The following is a 17,417-nucleotide window of genomic DNA, read 5'->3' as shown; positions in this document are numbered from 1 at the left end:
GACCGGGAATCAGGCCCGAAAGGATCTGATAGAGTCGGAAACGCAAGACCGGAGGGAAAAGCCCGGAGAGTCCTGAGAGGGACTTGAAGGAAGCGTCCGTTCCTTGAGAACTCAACAGCGTGCCAAAAGTCAACGCCAGATATGTTGATACCCCGTCTCTTAGGAGATGTGGTTCCTTTGAAAAAAGTCCTCATGCCATTGGTTTGGTGTGGGGCGCACTACAGCGAGGACGCTGTGAACCGTTCCGAATATTCCTTCGGATGGTTCCGCTCTTGTGTGGTGTTTGACCCGGTTTCGGGTAGACATTCACGGAGAGTTTGATCCTGGCTCAGGACGAACGCTGGCGGCGTGCTTAACACATGCAAGTCGAACGATGAAGCCTTTCGGGGTGGATTAGTGGCGAACGGGTGAGTAACACGTGGGCAATCTGCCCTGCACTCTGGGACAAGCCCTGGAAACGGGGTCTAATACCGGATACCACCTGAAGGGGCATCTCTTCGGGTTGAAAGCTCCGGCGGTGCAGGATGAGCCCGCGGCCTATCAGCTTGTTGGTGGGGTGATGGCCTACCAAGGCGACGACGGGTAGCCGGCCTGAGAGGGCGACCGGCCACACTGGGACTGAGACACGGCCCAGACTCCTACGGGAGGCAGCAGTGGGGAATATTGCACAATGGGCGAAAGCCTGATGCAGCGACGCCGCGTGAGGGATGACGGCCTTCGGGTTGTAAACCTCTTTCAGCAGGGAAGAAGCGAAAGTGACGGTACCTGCAGAAGAAGCGCCGGCTAACTACGTGCCAGCAGCCGCGGTAATACGTAGGGCGCAAGCGTTGTCCGGAATTATTGGGCGTAAAGAGCTCGTAGGCGGCTTGTCGCGTCGGATGTGAAAGCCCGGAGCTTAACTCCGGGTCTGCATTCGATACGGGCAGGCTAGAGTGTGGTAGGGGAGATCGGAATTCCTGGTGTAGCGGTGAAATGCGCAGATATCAGGAGGAACACCGGTGGCGAAGGCGGATCTCTGGGCCATTACTGACGCTGAGGAGCGAAAGCGTGGGGAGCGAACAGGATTAGATACCCTGGTAGTCCACGCCGTAAACGTTGGGAACTAGGTGTTGGCGACATTCCACGTCGTCGGTGCCGCAGCTAACGCATTAAGTTCCCCGCCTGGGGAGTACGGCCGCAAGGCTAAAACTCAAAGGAATTGACGGGGGCCCGCACAAGCAGCGGAGCATGTGGCTTAATTCGACGCAACGCGAAGAACCTTACCAAGGCTTGACATATGCCGGAAAGCATCAGAGATGGTGCCCCCCTTGTGGTCGGTATACAGGTGGTGCATGGCTGTCGTCAGCTCGTGTCGTGAGATGTTGGGTTAAGTCCCGCAACGAGCGCAACCCTTGTTCTGTGTTGCCAGCATGCCTTTCGGGGTGATGGGGACTCACAGGAGACTGCCGGGGTCAACTCGGAGGAAGGTGGGGACGACGTCAAGTCATCATGCCCCTTATGTCTTGGGCTGCACACGTGCTACAATGGCCGGTACAATGAGCTGCGATACCGTGAGGTTGAGCGAATCTCAAAAAGCCGGTCTCAGTTCGGATTGGGGTCTGCAACTCGACCCCATGAAGTCGGAGTTGCTAGTAATCGCAGATCAGCATTGCTGCGGTGAATACGTTCCCGGGCCTTGTACACACCGCCCGTCACGTCACGAAAGTCGGTAACACCCGAAGCCGGTGGCCCAACCCCTTGTGGGAGGGAGCTGTCGAAGGTGGGACTGGCGATTGGGACGAAGTCGTAACAAGGTAGCCGTACCGGAAGGTGCGGCTGGATCACCTCCTTTCTAAGGAGCACTTCTTAACCAGTCTTTCGGGGTTGGTTCAGAGGCCAGTACATCGGCGAATGTTCGATGCTGGTTGCTCATGGGTGGAACGTTGACTATTCAGTGAGCTTGCTTGCTGGTTCATCACGAGTACTACTGCTTGATTTATTGAGTGGTGTGGAAAGTGGTGGCTGGTGGGTGGGTTTGTTGGGCGCGCTGTTGGGTGTCTGAGGGCATGGGCGATTTTTGCTTGTGTTCCTTCTGCCGGTCCCGGTGTACTCGCTCAGGTTTGGGTGGGGTGATGGGTGGCTGGTCGTTGTTTGAGAACTGCACAGTGGACGCGAGCATCTGTGGCCAAGTTTTTAAGGGCGCACGGTGGATGCCTTGGCACCAGGAACCGATGAAGGACGTGGGAGGCCACGATAGTCCCCGGGGAGTCGTCAACCAGGCTTTGATCCGGGGGTTTCCGAATGGGGAAACCCGGCAGTCGTCATGGGCTGTCACCCATGCCTGAACACATAGGGCATGTGGAGGGAACGAGGGGAAGTGAAACATCTCAGTACCCTCAGGAAGAGAAAACAACCGTGATTCCGGGAGTAGTGGCGAGCGAAACTGGATGAGGCCAAACCGTATATGTGTGATACCCGGCAGGGGTTGCGTATGCGGGGTTGTGGGATCTCTCTTTTACGGTCTGCCGGCCGTGAGACGAGTCAGAAACCGTAGTCATAGGCGAAGGACATGCGAAAGGTCCGGCGTAGAGGGTAAGACCCCCGTAGCTGAAATGATTGCGGCTCGTTTGAGAGACACCCAAGTAGCACGGGGCCCGAGAAATCCCGTGTGAATCTGGCGGGACCACCCGTTAAGCCTAAATATTCCCTGGTGACCGATAGCGGATAGTACCGTGAGGGAATGGTGAAAAGTACCGCGGGAGCGGAGTGAAATAGTACCTGAAACCGTGTGCCTACAAGCCGTGGGAGCGTCGCATATCAAGCTTTTGTTTGGTATGTCGTGACTGCGTGCCTTTTGAAGAATGAGCCTGCGAGTTTGCGGTGTGTTGCGAGGTTAACCCGTGTGGGGGAGCCGTAGCGAAAGCGAGTCCGAATAGGGCGTTTTAGTAGCATGCTCAAGACCCGAAGCGGAGTGATCTAGCCATGGGCAGGTTGAAGCGGCTGTAAGAGGTCGTGGAGGACCGAACCCACCAGGGTTGAAAACCTGGGGGATGACCTGTGGTTAGGGGTGAAAGGCCAATCAAACTCCGTGATAGCTGGTTCTCCCCGAAATGCATTTAGGTGCAGCGTCGTGTGTTTCTTGCCGGAGGTAGAGCACTGGATAGGCGATGGGCCCTACCGGGTTACTGACCTTAGCCAAACTCCGAATGCCGGTAAGTGAGAGCACGGCAGTGAGACTGTGGGGGATAAGCTCCATGGTCGAGAGGGAAACAGCCCAGAGCATCGACTAAGGCCCCTAAGCGTACGCTAAGTGGGAAAGGATGTGGAGTCGCAGAGACAACCAGGAGGTTGGCTTAGAAGCAGCCACCCTTGAAAGAGTGCGTAATAGCTCACTGGTCAAGTGATTCCGCGCCGACAATGTAGCGGGGCTCAAGCGTACCGCCGAAGTCGTGTCATTGCAGCATATAGGGCTAACGCCTGTTGTGATGGGTAGGGGAGCGTCGTGTGCCGGGTGAAGCCGCCGCGTAAGCGAGTGGTGGACGGTTCACGAGTGAGAATGCAGGCATGAGTAGCGATACACACGTGGGAAACGTGTGCGCCGATTGACTAAGGGTTCCTGGGTCAAGCTGATCTGCCCAGGGTAAGTCGGGACCTAAGGCGAGGCCGACAGGCGTAGTCGATGGACAACCGGTTGATATTCCGGTACCCGCTTTGAAACGCCCAATATCGAGCCCATTAATGCTAAGGCCGTGAAGCCGCCCTTGATCTCTTCGGAGTGAGGGGGAGTGGTGGAGCCGCTGATCCAAGGTGGTAGTAGGTAAGTGATGGGGTGACGCAGGAAGGTAGTCCAGCCCGGGCGGTGGTTGTCCCGGGGTAAGGGTGTAGGCCGTGTGGTAGGTAAATCCGTCACACATTAAGGCTGAGACCTGATGCCGAGCCGATTGTGGTGAAGTGGATGATCCTATGCTGTCGAGAAAAGCCTCTAGCGAGTTTCATGGCGGCCCGTACCCTAAACCGACTCAGGTGGTCAGGTAGAGAATACCGAGGCGTTCGGGTGAACTATGGTTAAGGAACTCGGCAAAATGCCCCCGTAACTTCGGGAGAAGGGGGCCATTCTTGGTGATCCGATTTACTCGGTGAGCTGGGGGTGGCCGCAGAGACCAGCGAGAAGCGACTGTTTACTAAAAACACAGGTCCGTGCGAAGCCGTAAGGCGATGTATACGGACTGACGCCTGCCCGGTGCTGGAACGTTAAGGGGACCGGTTAGCTCCATTTCGGTGGGGCGAAGCTGAGAACTTAAGCGCCAGTAAACGGCGGTGGTAACTATAACCATCCTAAGGTAGCGAAATTCCTTGTCGGGTAAGTTCCGACCTGCACGAATGGCGTAACGACTTCTCGACTGTCTCAACCATAGGCCCGGTGAAATTGCACTACGAGTAAAGATGCTCGTTTCGCGCAGCAGGACGGAAAGACCCCGGGACCTTTACTATAGTTTGATATTGGTGTTCGGTTCGGCTTGTGTAGGATAGGTGGGAGACTGTGAACAGCACACGCCAGTGTGTTGGGAGTCGCTGTTGAAATACCACTCTGGTCGTGCTGGATGTCTAACCTGGGTCCGTGATCCGGATCAGGGACAGTGTCTGATGGGTAGTTTAACTGGGGCGGTTGCCTCCTAAAGAGTAACGGAGGCGCCCAAAGGTTCCCTCAGCCTGGTTGGTAATCAGGTGTTGAGTGTAAGTGCACAAGGGAGCTTGACTGTGAGACCGACGGGTCGAGCAGGGACGAAAGTCGGGACTAGTGATCCGGCGGTGGCTTGTGGAAGCGCCGTCGCTCAACGGATAAAAGGTACCCCGGGGATAACAGGCTGATCTTCCCCAAGAGTCCATATCGACGGGATGGTTTGGCACCTCGATGTCGGCTCGTCGCATCCTGGGGCTGGAGTCGGTCCCAAGGGTTGGGCTGTTCGCCCATTAAAGCGGTACGCGAGCTGGGTTTAGAACGTCGTGAGACAGTTCGGTCCCTATCCGCTGTGCGCGTAGGAGTCTTGAGAAGGGCTGTCCCTAGTACGAGAGGACCGGGACGGACGAACCTCTGGTGTGCCAGTTGTCCTGCCAAGGGCATGGCTGGTTGGCTACGTTCGGAAAGGATAACCGCTGAAAGCATCTAAGCGGGAAGCCTGCTTCGAGATGAGGACTCCCACCCCCTTTGAGGGGTTAAGGCTCCCAGGAGACTACTGGGTTGATAGGCCAGATCTGGAAGGCGGGTAACCGCTGGAGGTGACTGGTACTAATAAGCCGAGGGCTTGTCCATAGAGGCTCGCGTCCACTGTGTTGGTTCTGAAACCACGACCGTGACATTTCCGGTTGGTTTTATAGTGTTTCGGTGGTTATTGCGTTAGGGAAACGCCCGGTTACATTCCGAACCCGGAAGCTAAGCCTTTCAGCGCCGATGGTACTGCAGGGGGGACCCTGTGGGAGAGTAGGACACCGCCGAACAATCATTGTGATAAGGGCCCTGTACCGGGTAGGTACAGGGCCCTTTCGCATTCCCCGACACATTTTCCCCATCTGGACTTCGTGGTCATTTCCGAAGTGCCCTGAACGGGAGCACAGCACAAGGGCTGCCACTTGCGGCATCTGATGGCCGTCGCAGATCTCGAAGAGTGACTCTGTGTACTTGCCTCGTTGCGCTGAAGTCGAACTGGGGCATGTCCACCAGAATGCGGATCAGGAAAACGGGTCAGAAAAGTCGTCGGGGGATGTCGAGAACCCGTGACTGGCTCCGTCCCTGTAGTGAACGCGACCACGATGGGTCGTACAGCATCGAGGAGAAGCACCATGGCCAAGTACCTGCTGCTCAAGCACTACCGTGGCGCCCCGGCTGCCGTCAACGACGTGCCGATGGACCAGTGGACGCCGCAGGAGATCTCAGCCCATGTACAGTACATGAACGATTTCGCCGCCCGGCTTGAGAAGACCGGCGAGTTCATCGACGGTCAGGCGCTCGCCCCCGAGGGCACATTCGTCCGGTACGACGGAGAGGGTCGCCCACCGGTCACCGACGGGCCGTTCGCCGAGACCAAGGACCTCATCGCCGGCTGGATGGTGATCGACGTCGACAGCTATGAGCGCGCCGTCGAACTGGCCGGTGAACTCTCGGCCGCCCCCGGGGCCGGCGGGAAGCCGATCCATGAGTGGCTTGAGCTGCGTCCGTTCCTGTCCGCGCCGCCCACCATCACCGAATGACGTCTCCGATGAATGAGGCTCTGCTCCGGAGTCTCACACCGAGCGTGCTCGGAATCCTCGTCCGCCGCGGAGCAGACTTTGCGGCGGCCGAGGATGCGGTGCAAGACGCGCTGATCGAGGCGGTCCGCCACTGGCCGACAGAACCCTCTCCGAGCTCCTCCCCCGAGACCCCGGTGCGGGATCCGAAGGGCTGGTTGGTCACCGTCGCCTGGCGCAAGTTCCTCGACGCGACCAGGGCGGACGCTGCCCGTCGACGGCGCGAAGGGCTTGTCGACGATGAGCCTGCACCGGGGCCCGCCCCCGCCGTGGACGACACTCTCCAGCTCTACTTCCTGTGCGCGCACCCCTCGCTGACACCGTCGTCAGCGGTCGCACTCACCCTGCGCGCCGTGGGTGGGCTGACCACCCGCCAGATCGCTCAGGCATATCTGGTCCCCGAGGCGACCATGGCGCAGCGCATCGGCCGGGCCAAGCGCACCGTCTCCGACGTACGGTTCGAGCAGCCAGGGGAGGTGGCGACCGTTCTGCGCGTCCTCTACCTGGTCTTCAACGAGGGTTACTCCGGCGATGTGGACCTCGCCGCCGAGGCCATCCGGCTCACCCGGCAGCTTGCCGCCGCGATCGACCATCCCGAGGTGGCGGGGCTGCTTGCTCTGATGCTGCTGCACCACGCCCGGCGTGCTGCCCGGACCGCACAGGACGGCAGCCTGGTTCCGCTCGCCGAGCAGGACCGCGGTCGGTGGGACACCGGGTCGATCGCCGAGGGCGTCGAGATCCTTCAGGCGGCGCTCGCCCGCGATCGACTGGGGGAGTTCCAGGCCCAGGCCGCTATCGCCGCACTGCACGCCGACGCGCTCACCGCCGAGGAGACCGACTGGGTGCAGATCGTCGAGTGGTACGACGAACTGGTGCGGTTGACGGACAGTCCGGTCGTCCGGCTCAACCGTGCGGTGGCCGTCGGCGAGGCCGACGGGCCGCGGGCCGGACTGGCGGAACTCGCGGTGCTGGATGACACCCTGCCCCGCCATGCGGCGGTGGCCGCGTACCTCCATGAACGAGACGGGGACCCGGTGACGGCGGCACGGCTGTACGCCCAGGCGGCCCGAAAGGCCCCCAACCTTGCCGAGCGCGACCATTTGACGCGTCAGGCGGCCCGACTCAACGCCCAACCGTGAAACGGGCCGCCGAGGCAAACGGGTTCTGGGGACAGGCGCTACTGCGGTAGCGGTTCCGGCCAGCGGGCCCGGGCCTGTTCGGCCGAGCGCAGCAGCACCAGAGTGATCATGCCTTGTTCCTCACCGTGCGCCAGGAGCGCTGGGAGATGGGGAACGGGAGCCACGGCCGCGACATCGTCGAGGACGAGGGTCATTGGTGGGTCGAGCCGGCCGGCGGATGACCGTGCGGCCATGCGGCGGCCGTGCTCGACCACGTGTGAGGCCAGAGCGGTGAGCAGTGGCATTGCCCCCGGGGCGGAGCGGGGGTCTTCGATGGGTTCCCCCACCAGGTACAGAGTTCCCCCTTCGTCCAAGAATGATTCCAAGGCGAGCGAATCATTTCGATTTGGGGTGCACGCCTCACGGATGTGGACCGACGACAGTGCGGAGAGCGCGCGGTGCGTCAACTGCTGGGCGATGTCTCGGCGTTCGGGGTGACCCGTGAGCGCGGATTCCAACAGCCCCGCCTGGCCGGCTGCGGCCTTGGGATGCGTACGGAGGATGCGTACGGCCTCCTGGGTGCCACCGCCCTGGGCCCAGCGGAGGACCTGTTTGAACGGGCGGCTATCGATCGCCGCGGCGTGCAGCCAGCAGCGCAGGAGGGTTTCCGCGGTGTCGGCCATGGCCGTGTCGAGCAGGGCACGCGGACGCACGGGGGCCAGGAGCGCGGTGGCACGTGCGGCGGCGGTGTCGGCGTGGTCGCAACCGGTCAGCGGAGACCAGTGGAGGCGGGCCGGGGTGTCGCAGAGGTGCCCTGGGTCATAGATGTGCACGGGTCCCAACTTGGATCGTGCGTCCTTGGTGTCCGCCCACACGGTGGGGTCGGATGTGATGACGAGTACCGGTCCCGCTGCCTCCAGGACGGCCTGGACCGCGCTGGGGCGCCGGGTGGCGGCATCTCCGTAGAGCAGTCGCGGAGTGCGGGGCATCGGTACGGGTACGGGGACTGGCGGCGCCACGGCGGTGGCCGGTGGGGTTGGTGCCGCGGGCTCCATGGACTGTTCCACCGGGTTCGGTGCTGTGGTGGCGTTCTCCCGACTTGCGGACGTAGGGCCGTAGGGGTCCCAGACGCCGAGGGCCGGGCCCTGGTCGGGTTCGGTCTCCTGGCCGTCCTTGGTCTGCCGCTGGTCCGGATCTGCTGCCTGCGCCGGTTGTCCGTCGCGCCGGGCCGCCGCCCGTACAGACTTCCAACGGGCCAGGGTGCCCACGGCGAAGACCGTCAGGACTCCCAGCGCCATCAGTTGGCCGATGAGGATGCCCCAGAACATCCCGTATCCGGAGAGTTCTTCCGCAGGGGTGGCGGGCCAGGCGGCGGCGAGATCCTGGGGAGCGGAGATCAGGGAACGCAATGCCTGTGGGGTGTTCTTGAAGGTCACTCCGGTCGGCCAGGCGCCGTGCGCGAAGAGCCCGGCCAGCCCGGTCGCCGTCCATGCCATGACCAGTGATCCGAGGAAGAGGCCGAGCAGGCCCACCAGGAGACCGTCGGGGACTCCACCGGTCCGTTGGGGCTGCTCGTGCGTTCTCATCTCACTCCTTCGGCTCGGACACCCCCATCAGGCGACGGTCGACTCGGAGGATTCGGTCGCCTCGTTGAGGCGTTGCTGCTCGATGCGGGCGGCGCGTTGCTCGGTTTCCCACTCCGCGGCTGCGAGGTCCTCGGGGAGCGTCGGTCCCGAGGACTCCGTCATGGCCCGGTCGGTGAAGACCAGCGGCCGTTCCGCCTCGGTGATCAGGTGTTTGACGACCTGCACATTGCCGTTCACGTCCCAGACGGCGATGCCCGGTGTGAGGGTGGGGATGATCTCCACCGCCCATCGCGGCAGACCGAGGACCCGGCCGGTGGCTCGGGCTTCGTCCGCCTTCTGTGCGTAGATGGTTCGGGTGGACGCCATCTTGAGGATCGCTGCCGCTTCTCTGGCCGCCGCCCCGTCGACGACGTCCGAGAGGTGGTGGACGACGGCGACGAACGAGAGGCCGAGCCGACGGCCGAACTTCAGGAGGCGCTGGAAGAGTTGGGCCACGAACGGCGAATTGATGATGTGCCATGCCTCTTCGACCAGGAAGATGCGCTTCTTCCGGTCGGGGCGGATCCAGGTGTGCTCCAGCCACACGCCGACGATCGCCATCAGGATCGGCATGGCGATGGAGTTGCGGTCGATGTGGGAGAGGTCGAAGACGATCAGCGGCGCGTCGAGGTCGATGCCCACGGACGTGGGACCGTCGAACATGCCCCTGAGGTCACCGTCGACGAGCCGGTCGAGTACCAGGGCGACATCGAGACCCCAGGCGCGTACGTCGTCTATGTCGACGTTCATCGCTTCCGCCGACTCCGCTTCCGGGTGGCGCAACTGCTCGACGATGTCGGTGAGGACCGGCTGGCGGTTGGTGATGGTCTCGTTGACGAAGGCGTGGGCGACCTTGAGGGCGAAGCCGGAGCGTTCGTCGAGACCGTGGCCCATGGCGACCTCGATGATCGTGCGCAGCAGGGCGAGCTGGCCCGTGGAGGCGATCGCGGGGTCCAGCGGGTTCAGTCGGATGCCGTCGTCCATGGCGGTCATCGGGTCGAGCCGGATGGGGGTTATTCCCAGCTCCTGCGCGATGAGGTTCCATTCGCCGACGCCGTCTTCGCCCTGCGCGTCGAGCACGACGACCTGGCGGTCCCGGAACCGCAGTTGCCGTAGGACGTACGTCTTCTCCAGCGCCGACTTTCCGTTCCCGGACTCGCCGAGCACGAGCCAGTGCGGGGCGGGGAGCTGCTGACCGTACAGCTGGAACGGGTCGTAGATGTAGCCCTTTCCGCTGTAGACCTCGCGGCCGATGATGACGCCCGAGTCGCCGAGGCCGGGGGCCGCGGTCGGGAGGTAGACGGCCTGGGCCTGTCCGGTGGAGGTGCGGACGGGCATCCGGGTCGTTTCCACCTTCCCGAAGACGAAGGAGGTGAACGCCTCGGTGAGGACGGTCATCGGATCTCGCACAAGGGCCCCTAACGCCGGATGCCGGTCGCGAACGGCAAGGTGTTCACAAAGGCCCGGTGGTGCTCGCGGTCGCACCACTCCAGCTTGAGGTACGACTTGCCGGCTGAGGCCCTGATCGTCCGCTTGTCCCTGGCCAGGGCCTCGGGCGAACGGGACGACACAGTGATGTACCCGACCAGGTTGACGCCCGCCGCACCGCTGGCGAGATCTTCACCCCGCTGGTCGAGTCGTCCGTGGGCGGCGATGTCCCGCGGGTCGACCGTGCGGTTCATCTTGGCGGCGCGGCTGGCGTCGGCCTCGTCGTTGGTCTTCTCGGTGAGCATCCGTTCGATGGCGACTTCGGTGGGTTCGAGGTCCATGGTGACCGCGACCGTACGGATCACATCAGGGGTGTGGACGAGCAGCGGGGCGAGGAAGTTCACGCCGACCGGTGTCATCGGCCATTCCTTCACCCAGGCGGTGGAGTGGCACCAGGGTGCGCGGGTGGAGGACTCGCGGGTCTTGGCCTGGAGGTAGGTGGGCTGCATGGCGTCGAGTTCCGCGGGCCAGGCGTTGCGCTTGGTCATGGCCTGGATGTGGTCGATGGGGTGGTCGGGGTCGTACATGGAGTGCACGAGGGAGGCCAGCCGGCTCTGGCCGAGCGGTTGGCGGACGCGGATGTCGGCTTCGGCGAGCCGGGCGCAGATGTCGGTGAGTTCGCGGGCCATGACGACGGCGAGTCCGGCGTCCTTGTCCAGCTTGCGGGACTTGGTGGCCGCGCGGGCGGCACGGGCCATGGCTTGGGCCTCGGCGGCGAGGTCGCGGGTGTAGTGCATGCAGGCGACCAGGTAGGCGCGGTGCTGTTCGCTCGATGTGGAGACCATCGACTGGAGCTGGTCGTAGGAGTCGCGCAGCCAGACCGGCGAGTGGATGTCGCCGCGCTGGGCGACGTCCTTGGCGTGGGCGTCCGGATCGGCGGGCAGCGTACGGGCGAGCATCTGGATGCGGGTGACGAATCCGTCGCCGTTGGCGACGTGCTTCAGCAGGGTGCCGAAGCGGTCGACGAGCGCCTCCTGGTCCTCGCTGTCGCGCAGACCGACTCCGGGGCCCTCGATCTCGATGGCGGCGGTGACGGTGCGTCGGTCGGCGTGGAGGAGGACGGCGATCTCGTCGGGGCCGAAGGGCGCGGCGAGCCAGTTGATCCTGCCGATGCCTGGCGGCGGCCCGACTTCGACCTCACGTCCGTCGAGCCGGGTGCCCGCTTCGACGGCGGTGGAGCGGTAGACGGTGTTGGCTCGGACGGTTCGCTTGAAGCTGCGGTTGATCTCGAACCACTTGTAGAACGTCCGGTGCTTGTACGGCACGTAGACCGCGGCCAGTGCGATCATCGGGAAGCCCATCAGCAGCACGATCCGCAGGGTGAGGAGGGGGACCAGTAGCCCGCTCATCATGCCGAGGAACGCGCCGGCGATGATCAGGGCGATCTCGCCGGTCTCGCGGTTCTTGCCGATGATCGCGTTCGGCCGGGCCCGGCCGATGAGATACGTACGGCGGGGCGTGATGGGGTGGGCCTGGGTGCTCAACGCCCTGAACCTCCTGTGCTGTTGCGGTTGCCGTGCGGGGAGCCGGTGCCGGGGGGTGCGCTACGGGGCGGCGGTGCGGCTCCGCCGGAACCTCCGGTGGGGCGGCTGCTGTGGGCGGCCATGCCCCCGCCGACGGCGTTCGCGGGACGGGCGGCGCTGCTGCTGTTGCTTTCGCTGCCGGGGTTGCCGCGGGCGCTGTGGGTCTTGATGCCCTGTGACACGAGGGCGGCGGGGGAGCTGATGACGGCGGCGGCCCGGTTCTCGACCCCGCCCTGGAGGCGGTTGTTCCGGGAGGCCGCGATCTCGTCGCCGAAGCCGGGGACGAACCGGTAGATCATCGCGGAGGCGACGATGGCCAGGATGATGATGGCGAGTCCGGAGACCACGGCGGAGAAGGAGTCGGGTCCGTCGTCGGCGGACAGCGCGCCCGCCAGTCCCAGGACGATCACGATGACCGGTTTGACCAGGATGATCGCGATCATGATGCCGACCCAGCGGCGGGCGTTGCCCCACATGTTCTTGTCGACAAGTCCTGAGTAGACGACGACGCCGAGGAGGGCGCCGACGTACAGCAGGATCGCGCGGATGAAGAGCTCCAGGTACAGGACTCCCGCGGCGACGATGGTGACCAGGGAGACCACGATGAGCATGATCGGGCCGCCACCGATGCCCTCGCCCTTCTTCAGGGCCTCGGAGAAGGTCCCGAAGAACACATCCGTGTCCCTGCTGGTGCCGCCCGCGATGACGTCGGTGACCCCGTCGGTGGCCGAGACCAAGGTGTAGAGGATCAGCGGGGTGAACGCCGAGGCGAGGACGGTCAGCCAGAGGAATCCGATGGCCTCGGAGACGGCGGTCATCAGCGGAACGCCGCGGATGGCGCGCTTGGCGACGGCGAGCAGCCAGAGGATGAGCGTGAGGATCGTGGCGGCGGCGAAGACGATCGCGTACTGGGAGAGGAACGTGGTGTTGGTGAAGTCGACGGTCGCGGTGGACTTCACGGCCTTGGAGAGGGTCTCCACGGTCCACGAGGCGGCGTCGGCGCAGCCGCGGGCGAGGGCGCCGAGGGGGTCGGCGGCGTTGGCGGGGTCGTCGAGGGGACTGCTCCGACGGGCTCCACCCGGTTCGCCGCTGTCACAGAAGTCGCGGGCCGGACCGCGCACCAGCTCACAGGAGTCGCTGCTCTTGCTCGGGCTGGGCGACGGGCTCGGAGTCGGAGTCGGTGCGGCGGTCGCTCGGGAGGCAAGGAGGACCACCGCGGTCTGGATGCTGGCGAACGCGGTGGCGACGGAGAGAGTGCGGCGACTAGCGTGCATAGGTGAACCCTCCGAACTGTTCGACGGCATCGGCCATCTCCTTGGCGCCGGAAGCGGTCTGATCGCGGCCGACGGGAACTGGGCCGTCCTTCTGTGTGAAGTCGGCGACCTTCCAGTCACCGTTGACCCACTTCAGTTCGAACGTGTTCGTGTACCAGCTCTGGGTGACCGGAGTCTTGGAGGATTCGCCGGCTAGCCCGAACAGTTCGGAGTACCAGACGGAGACCTTCGCGGTGTCGGCGCTGAAGTTCTCCACCTTGGAGCCCATCGGGTTGGTGCGGGTGACGAAGGTCATTCCCTCAGGTGCTGATCCGTCTGGCTTCAACCCGATGCCGCTGAGGAACTTCTCGTCCGAGTACACCTTGTCGAGATCGCCTCTGCGGGCTTCGGCGACCTCGGGGGCGTACACGGTGTTCACGATGTCGACGCGGCTGGTTTGGGAATACATCCCGTCAGACCCCAGTGCCACCGCGTAGTTCGCCGCCGCGCTCTGGGCGCCCTGTTCGTCGCGTGCGTAGCCGGTGGGGATGTTCGCGGTCTTGCCCTTGACGGGGTCCACGCCCGTGGCCGATGTCGGTTGGGCGTCGGCGCCCTTCGGTGAGCTGTCGGGTTCGTCACCGTCGTCGCCCCGGTTGACGAAGGCGATGGCGGCGATCAGGAGCACCACGATGCCGATCACGGTGATCAGTGAGCGGGAGCTGCGGGCGGGGCGGCGGGCCACTCCGTACTCGTCGGTGTCGCCGGCGCCTGGCAGCCGGGTGCGGGTCTGGCCCGTACCCCCGAAGTCGTCGTCGGTACGGCTGCCGGGGTCGCCGCGGTATCCGTGTTCGTCCCCGTGGCTCATCGTGTGCCCGTCCCCTCGCTCCGCTGCGGGAGACGTCCTCCCCCAACCGTGTGCAGATCCGCGGAGGCCGACTCCGTGCCGCACTGCCTGTCGTAATCCGAGTCGTACTCCGTGTCGTACGACGACGGTAGTCGCGCTGGGTTCCGCGTGGGCGCGGTGTGGTGACTCGACATCAGGGAGACGCAACCTCTGAGGAGAGGGGAGGAATGGGTGCGGGGCGTGGACGAATGAGGTCGGGGCGGACGGGGCGGGTCAGACGGCCATCCCGTACACGATGGTGAAGACGGTCCCCAGTGATCCGATGATGAAGACGCCGGTCAGACCGGCGACGATCAGGCCCTTGCCCTGCTCGGCGCTGAAGGTGTCGCGGAGCGCGGTCGCGCCGATGCGCTGCTTGGCCGCGCCCCAGATCGCGATGCCCAGGCAGAGCAAGATGGCCACGGCCATCACTACCTCGATCATCACCCGGGCTTCTTGGCCCAGGTCGCCGAAAGGCCCCCAATTTGGAGCGATTCCGCCGATGATGGTGTTGATGTCGCCCTTTTCGGCTGCCAGGATCATGTGTAAGTCACCGCCCCTGTCGGGTTGTTAGCCGCCCGTGCCCCTCGGCATGGGTCATCGCTCTATCTTCGCTGATGAAACCGTCCGCGTATGCCGACTTGGCTGGTCTCTTTACCCGATCTCCGCACGTATGACCGATCCCACCCGCCCTGACCTGCGGAGAGGTGGACCAATCCGCTGCGAGGAGCCCGTACCGTCACTCTGTGTATCACGGAGAGTGACTCCGGGCAATGACTGTCGTTGTTCCACCTTTGGGGCGTTCCTCACGTTTCCGGCGCGCGCTGTCCGCTTTGAGGCCGACTGCGTCACGTCTGTCCCGGTGGTGCGGTGGTGGATACAGACGGGGCTCCCGCGCTGCGCCGGGGTGAGGGTGACCCGTCCTCCCGGGCCCCGGTTCTGGGGGGAAGTCCCTGCCTTCCGCAACGCCTGTCTGAGAGTGGCTACTTGGATACGGTGGGTCGTGTGACGGAATATCAGGACAGCCTCGTCCGGATCGACACCACACGGCCCCACACCGCCCGGATCTGGAACTACTGGTTGGGCGGCAAGGACCACTACCCCGTCGATCGTGAGGCGGGCGATCGCATCCGATCGATCCATCCCGGTATCGGGGAGTACGCCCTCGCCGACCGGCTCTTCCTCGGACGGTCCGTGAACCATCTGGTCACGACGGCAGGGGTGCGCCAGTTCCTCGACATCGGGACGGGACTGCCCAGCGGCGACAACACCCATGAGGTCGCCCAGCGGGTGGCACCCGAGTCGCGGATCGTCTACGTGGACAACGACCCCCTGGTCCTCACCCATGCCCGTGCGCTGCTCAAGAGCACCCCGGAGGGCCGTACCGACTACCTCGACGCCGATCTGCGCGACACGGACCTGATCCTGGAGCGCGCGGCCAAGACGCTCGACCTGTCCCAGCCGGTCGCGCTGATGCTGCTGGGTGTCGTCATCTTCGTCGAGGACCATGAGGAGACGTACGACCTCGTACGGCGACTGATGTCTGCGCTGGCGCCTGGCAGCCACCTCGTGCTGTCGCACACGATCACCAGTGCTTCGATGCCCGAGGTCGATGCCGCGGTCGCCTTCTGGAACGAGCACGGGACACCCCGACTCACCCAGCGCAACCCGACCCAGATCGAGCGGTACTTCGACGGTCTGGAACTGCTCGAACCCGGCGTGGTCCCGTGTTCGCGCTGGCGCCCGGGCGCCAGCGGCGAGGGGGCGGCCGAGGTGGCCATGTACGCGGGGGTGGGGCGCAAACCGTGAAGGGGGCGGGTGAGGCGTGAGATGCGCGAAGACGCCGGACCGTTCGGGAAGGGCTCATGTCGTGAAGGGGTGGGTGCGGCCCTCGGGCGAGGGGTGACGTCCGGCTGCGGCGGCCGGAATCCGGCCGCCGAACACCCCCGTACCGCCCTCTTGGGCCATCTCCTGAAATGCCCCTGCGCCGCCTACACTGGCGCAGGGCGTACTCCCATGGGGTGAAGGGTGGTTGACGGTGCGTAAGGCATGGCTGATCGCGGGAATGTCCGTCGGGGCCTGCCTTCTGTTCATCGCCCTGCTGGTCGTGGGCACCTTCTCCGCCGCTTCGGGACTCTTCGGGGGCGGCGTCAACGGCAAGTCAGGAGCCGTGGGGCTGGCCAAGGGTGCCGTGCCCGCGCGCTACCAGGCGCTGGTGCAGACGTGGGGCAACCTCTGCCCCGCGATCAACCCCGCGCTCCTCGCCGCCCAGCTGTACCAGGAGAGCGGTTGGAACCCCCGGGCGCAGAGCCACGCAGCCGCCCAGGGCATCGCCCAGTTCATCCCCGGCACCTGGGCCGCGCACGGAGTTGACGGCGACAAGGACGGCGACCGCGATGTGTGGGACCCGGCCGACGCCATTCCGTCGGCAGCCACCTACGACTGCAAACTGGCCGGATATGTGAAGAAGGCCGGCGGCGATCCCACCAACAACATGCTCGCCGCCTACAACGCCGGTGCCTACGCGGTGATCCGGTACGGCGGTGTTCCCCCGTACAAGGAAACCCAGAACTACGTGAAGGTCATCCGTACGTTGGAGAAGAGCTTCGCCCGGCCCATCGGGCGGGTGGACCCTTCCCGGCAGGCCGCGGGAGCCATCGACTTCGCGCAGCGGCAGTTGGGAACCAAGTACCTCTGGGGCGGCAACGGCACACCGGAACAGGACGGGCGGTTCGACTGTTCCGGGCTGACTCAGGCCGCTTTCAAAACGGTTGGCATCGATCTCCCCCGCGTCGCCAACGACCAGTACAACGCGGGCCCGCACCCTTCACGCGGTGAACTGCTCCCCGGTGACCTGGTCTTCTTCTCCGACGACCTCACCAACTCACGGGCGATCCGGCATGTGGGTCTGTACGTCGGCGGCGGCTACATGATCAACGCGCCGCGGCCGGGCGCCGTGATTCGTTTCGACAAAATCGACACCCCAGACTATTTTGGCGCGACCCGGGTTACCGAGGACGGCGCGAATTCGCTTCCCACGCACCCTCCGACGGCCTGACAGGGCTGTCGCGTGGCCGGAACTCTCCGTTAAGCCAAGGCGCTGAGCTGCGGCGATGTATTTCTCTTCGGTAACGTCATGGTGATCGTTCGGTGGAGTGTGGAACCTCTGCGGGGAACAGGCCGTTCCCTGGACTGAGCAGCCGCACTGACCATGCAGCAGTCACATGACACTGATCACGGGGGTGGCAGAAAGCGGTGCACCACTG

The 17,417-nt window shown here is 64.2% G+C and carries 10 protein-coding genes and 3 rRNA genes; 7 read left to right on the top strand and 6 right to left on the bottom strand.

What is annotated here, in order from left to right:
- Positions 1 to 305: 305 nt before the first annotated feature.
- The 5 genes from OID54_RS17980 (at position 306) to OID54_RS17960 (ending at position 7,400) form a co-directional block, all read left to right on the top strand.
- Positions 306 to 1,831: ribosomal RNA gene (locus OID54_RS17980) — 16S ribosomal RNA — on the top strand.
- Between the two features lie 331 nt (positions 1,832 to 2,162).
- A 23S ribosomal RNA gene (locus tag OID54_RS17975) occupies positions 2,163 to 5,290 on the top strand.
- Positions 5,291 to 5,358: 68 nt separating this feature from the next.
- Positions 5,359 to 5,475 (top strand): 5S ribosomal RNA (gene rrf / locus OID54_RS17970).
- The 16S, 23S and 5S rRNA genes sit together here, the layout of an rRNA operon.
- Positions 5,476 to 5,817: 342 nt before the next feature.
- Positions 5,818 to 6,225, top strand: coding sequence for a YciI family protein (locus tag OID54_RS17965; RefSeq protein ID WP_329020859.1), 408 nt, complete (start codon positions 5,818 to 5,820; stop codon positions 6,223 to 6,225).
- A gap of 8 nt (positions 6,226 to 6,233) precedes the next feature.
- A complete protein-coding gene (locus OID54_RS17960) occupies positions 6,234 to 7,400 on the top strand; it encodes an RNA polymerase sigma factor (protein ID WP_329027610.1) in 1,167 nt (388 codons plus the stop codon).
- A gap of 38 nt (positions 7,401 to 7,438) precedes the next feature.
- Here OID54_RS17960 and OID54_RS17955 read toward each other — a convergent pair whose 3' ends face one another.
- From OID54_RS17955 to OID54_RS17930, 6 genes are all read right to left on the bottom strand, one after another.
- On the bottom strand, positions 7,439 to 8,965 hold the full coding sequence (locus OID54_RS17955) for a type VI secretion protein (protein ID WP_329020858.1): 1,527 nt from the start codon (positions 8,963 to 8,965) through the stop codon (positions 7,439 to 7,441).
- A 27-nt stretch (positions 8,966 to 8,992) separates the two neighbouring features.
- Positions 8,993 to 10,414 carry an ATP-binding protein gene (locus OID54_RS17950; protein WP_329020855.1) on the bottom strand — a complete coding sequence of 474 codons (1,422 nt, stop codon included), beginning with the start codon at positions 10,412 to 10,414 and terminating at the stop codon, positions 8,993 to 8,995.
- A gap of 8 nt (positions 10,415 to 10,422) precedes the next feature.
- Positions 10,423 to 11,976: an SCO6880 family protein gene (locus OID54_RS17945; protein WP_329020853.1), complete on the bottom strand. Its 1,554-nt coding sequence runs from the start codon at positions 11,974 to 11,976 to the stop codon at positions 10,423 to 10,425.
- Positions 11,973 to 13,289: a hypothetical protein gene (locus OID54_RS17940; RefSeq protein WP_329020851.1), complete on the bottom strand. Its 1,317-nt coding sequence runs from the start codon at positions 13,287 to 13,289 to the stop codon at positions 11,973 to 11,975. Before OID54_RS17940 ends, OID54_RS17945 begins: the two co-directional genes overlap by 4 nt.
- Positions 13,279 to 14,133 carry a hypothetical protein gene (locus OID54_RS17935; protein WP_329020848.1) on the bottom strand — a complete coding sequence of 285 codons (855 nt, stop codon included), beginning with the start codon at positions 14,131 to 14,133 and terminating at the stop codon, positions 13,279 to 13,281. Before OID54_RS17935 ends, OID54_RS17940 begins: the two co-directional genes overlap by 11 nt.
- A 252-nt stretch (positions 14,134 to 14,385) precedes the next feature.
- Positions 14,386 to 14,694, bottom strand: coding sequence for a hypothetical protein (locus tag OID54_RS17930; protein WP_329020846.1), 309 nt, complete (start codon positions 14,692 to 14,694; stop codon positions 14,386 to 14,388).
- A gap of 453 nt (positions 14,695 to 15,147) precedes the next feature.
- Here OID54_RS17930 and OID54_RS17925 point away from each other — a divergent pair, with 453 nt between their 5' ends.
- Positions 15,148 to 15,960, top strand: a complete 813-nt coding sequence (locus tag OID54_RS17925) for an SAM-dependent methyltransferase (protein ID WP_329027608.1) — start codon at positions 15,148 to 15,150, stop codon at positions 15,958 to 15,960.
- Positions 15,961 to 16,189: 229 nt separating this feature from the next.
- A complete protein-coding gene (locus OID54_RS17920; RefSeq protein WP_329020844.1) occupies positions 16,190 to 17,209 on the top strand; it encodes a C40 family peptidase in 1,020 nt (339 codons plus the stop codon).
- Positions 17,210 to 17,417: the final 208 nt, after the last annotated feature.

Source organism: Streptomyces sp. NBC_00690 (assembly GCF_036226685.1).
In the GTDB taxonomy this organism is placed as follows: Bacteria; Actinomycetota; Actinomycetes; order Streptomycetales; family Streptomycetaceae; genus Streptomyces.
This window is presented reverse-complemented; position numbering and strand designations above follow the sequence as displayed.

Excerpts from the sequence above, each read along its gene's own strand:
- OID54_RS17965 (WP_329020859.1), top strand. The coding sequence starts at position 5,818 with ATGGCCAAGTACCTGCTGCTCAAGCACTACCGTGGCGCCCCGGCTGCC.
- OID54_RS17960 (WP_329027610.1), top strand. The coding sequence starts at position 6,234 with ATGAATGAGGCTCTGCTCCGGAGTCTCACACCGAGCGTGCTCGGAATC.
- OID54_RS17955 (WP_329020858.1), bottom strand. The coding sequence starts at position 8,965 with ATGAGAACGCACGAGCAGCCCCAACGGACCGGTGGAGTCCCCGACGGT.
- OID54_RS17940 (WP_329020851.1), bottom strand. The coding sequence starts at position 13,289 with ATGCACGCTAGTCGCCGCACTCTCTCCGTCGCCACCGCGTTCGCCAGC.
- OID54_RS17935 (WP_329020848.1), bottom strand. The coding sequence starts at position 14,133 with ATGAGCCACGGGGACGAACACGGATACCGCGGCGACCCCGGCAGCCGT.
- OID54_RS17930 (WP_329020846.1), bottom strand. The coding sequence starts at position 14,694 with ATGATCCTGGCAGCCGAAAAGGGCGACATCAACACCATCATCGGCGGA.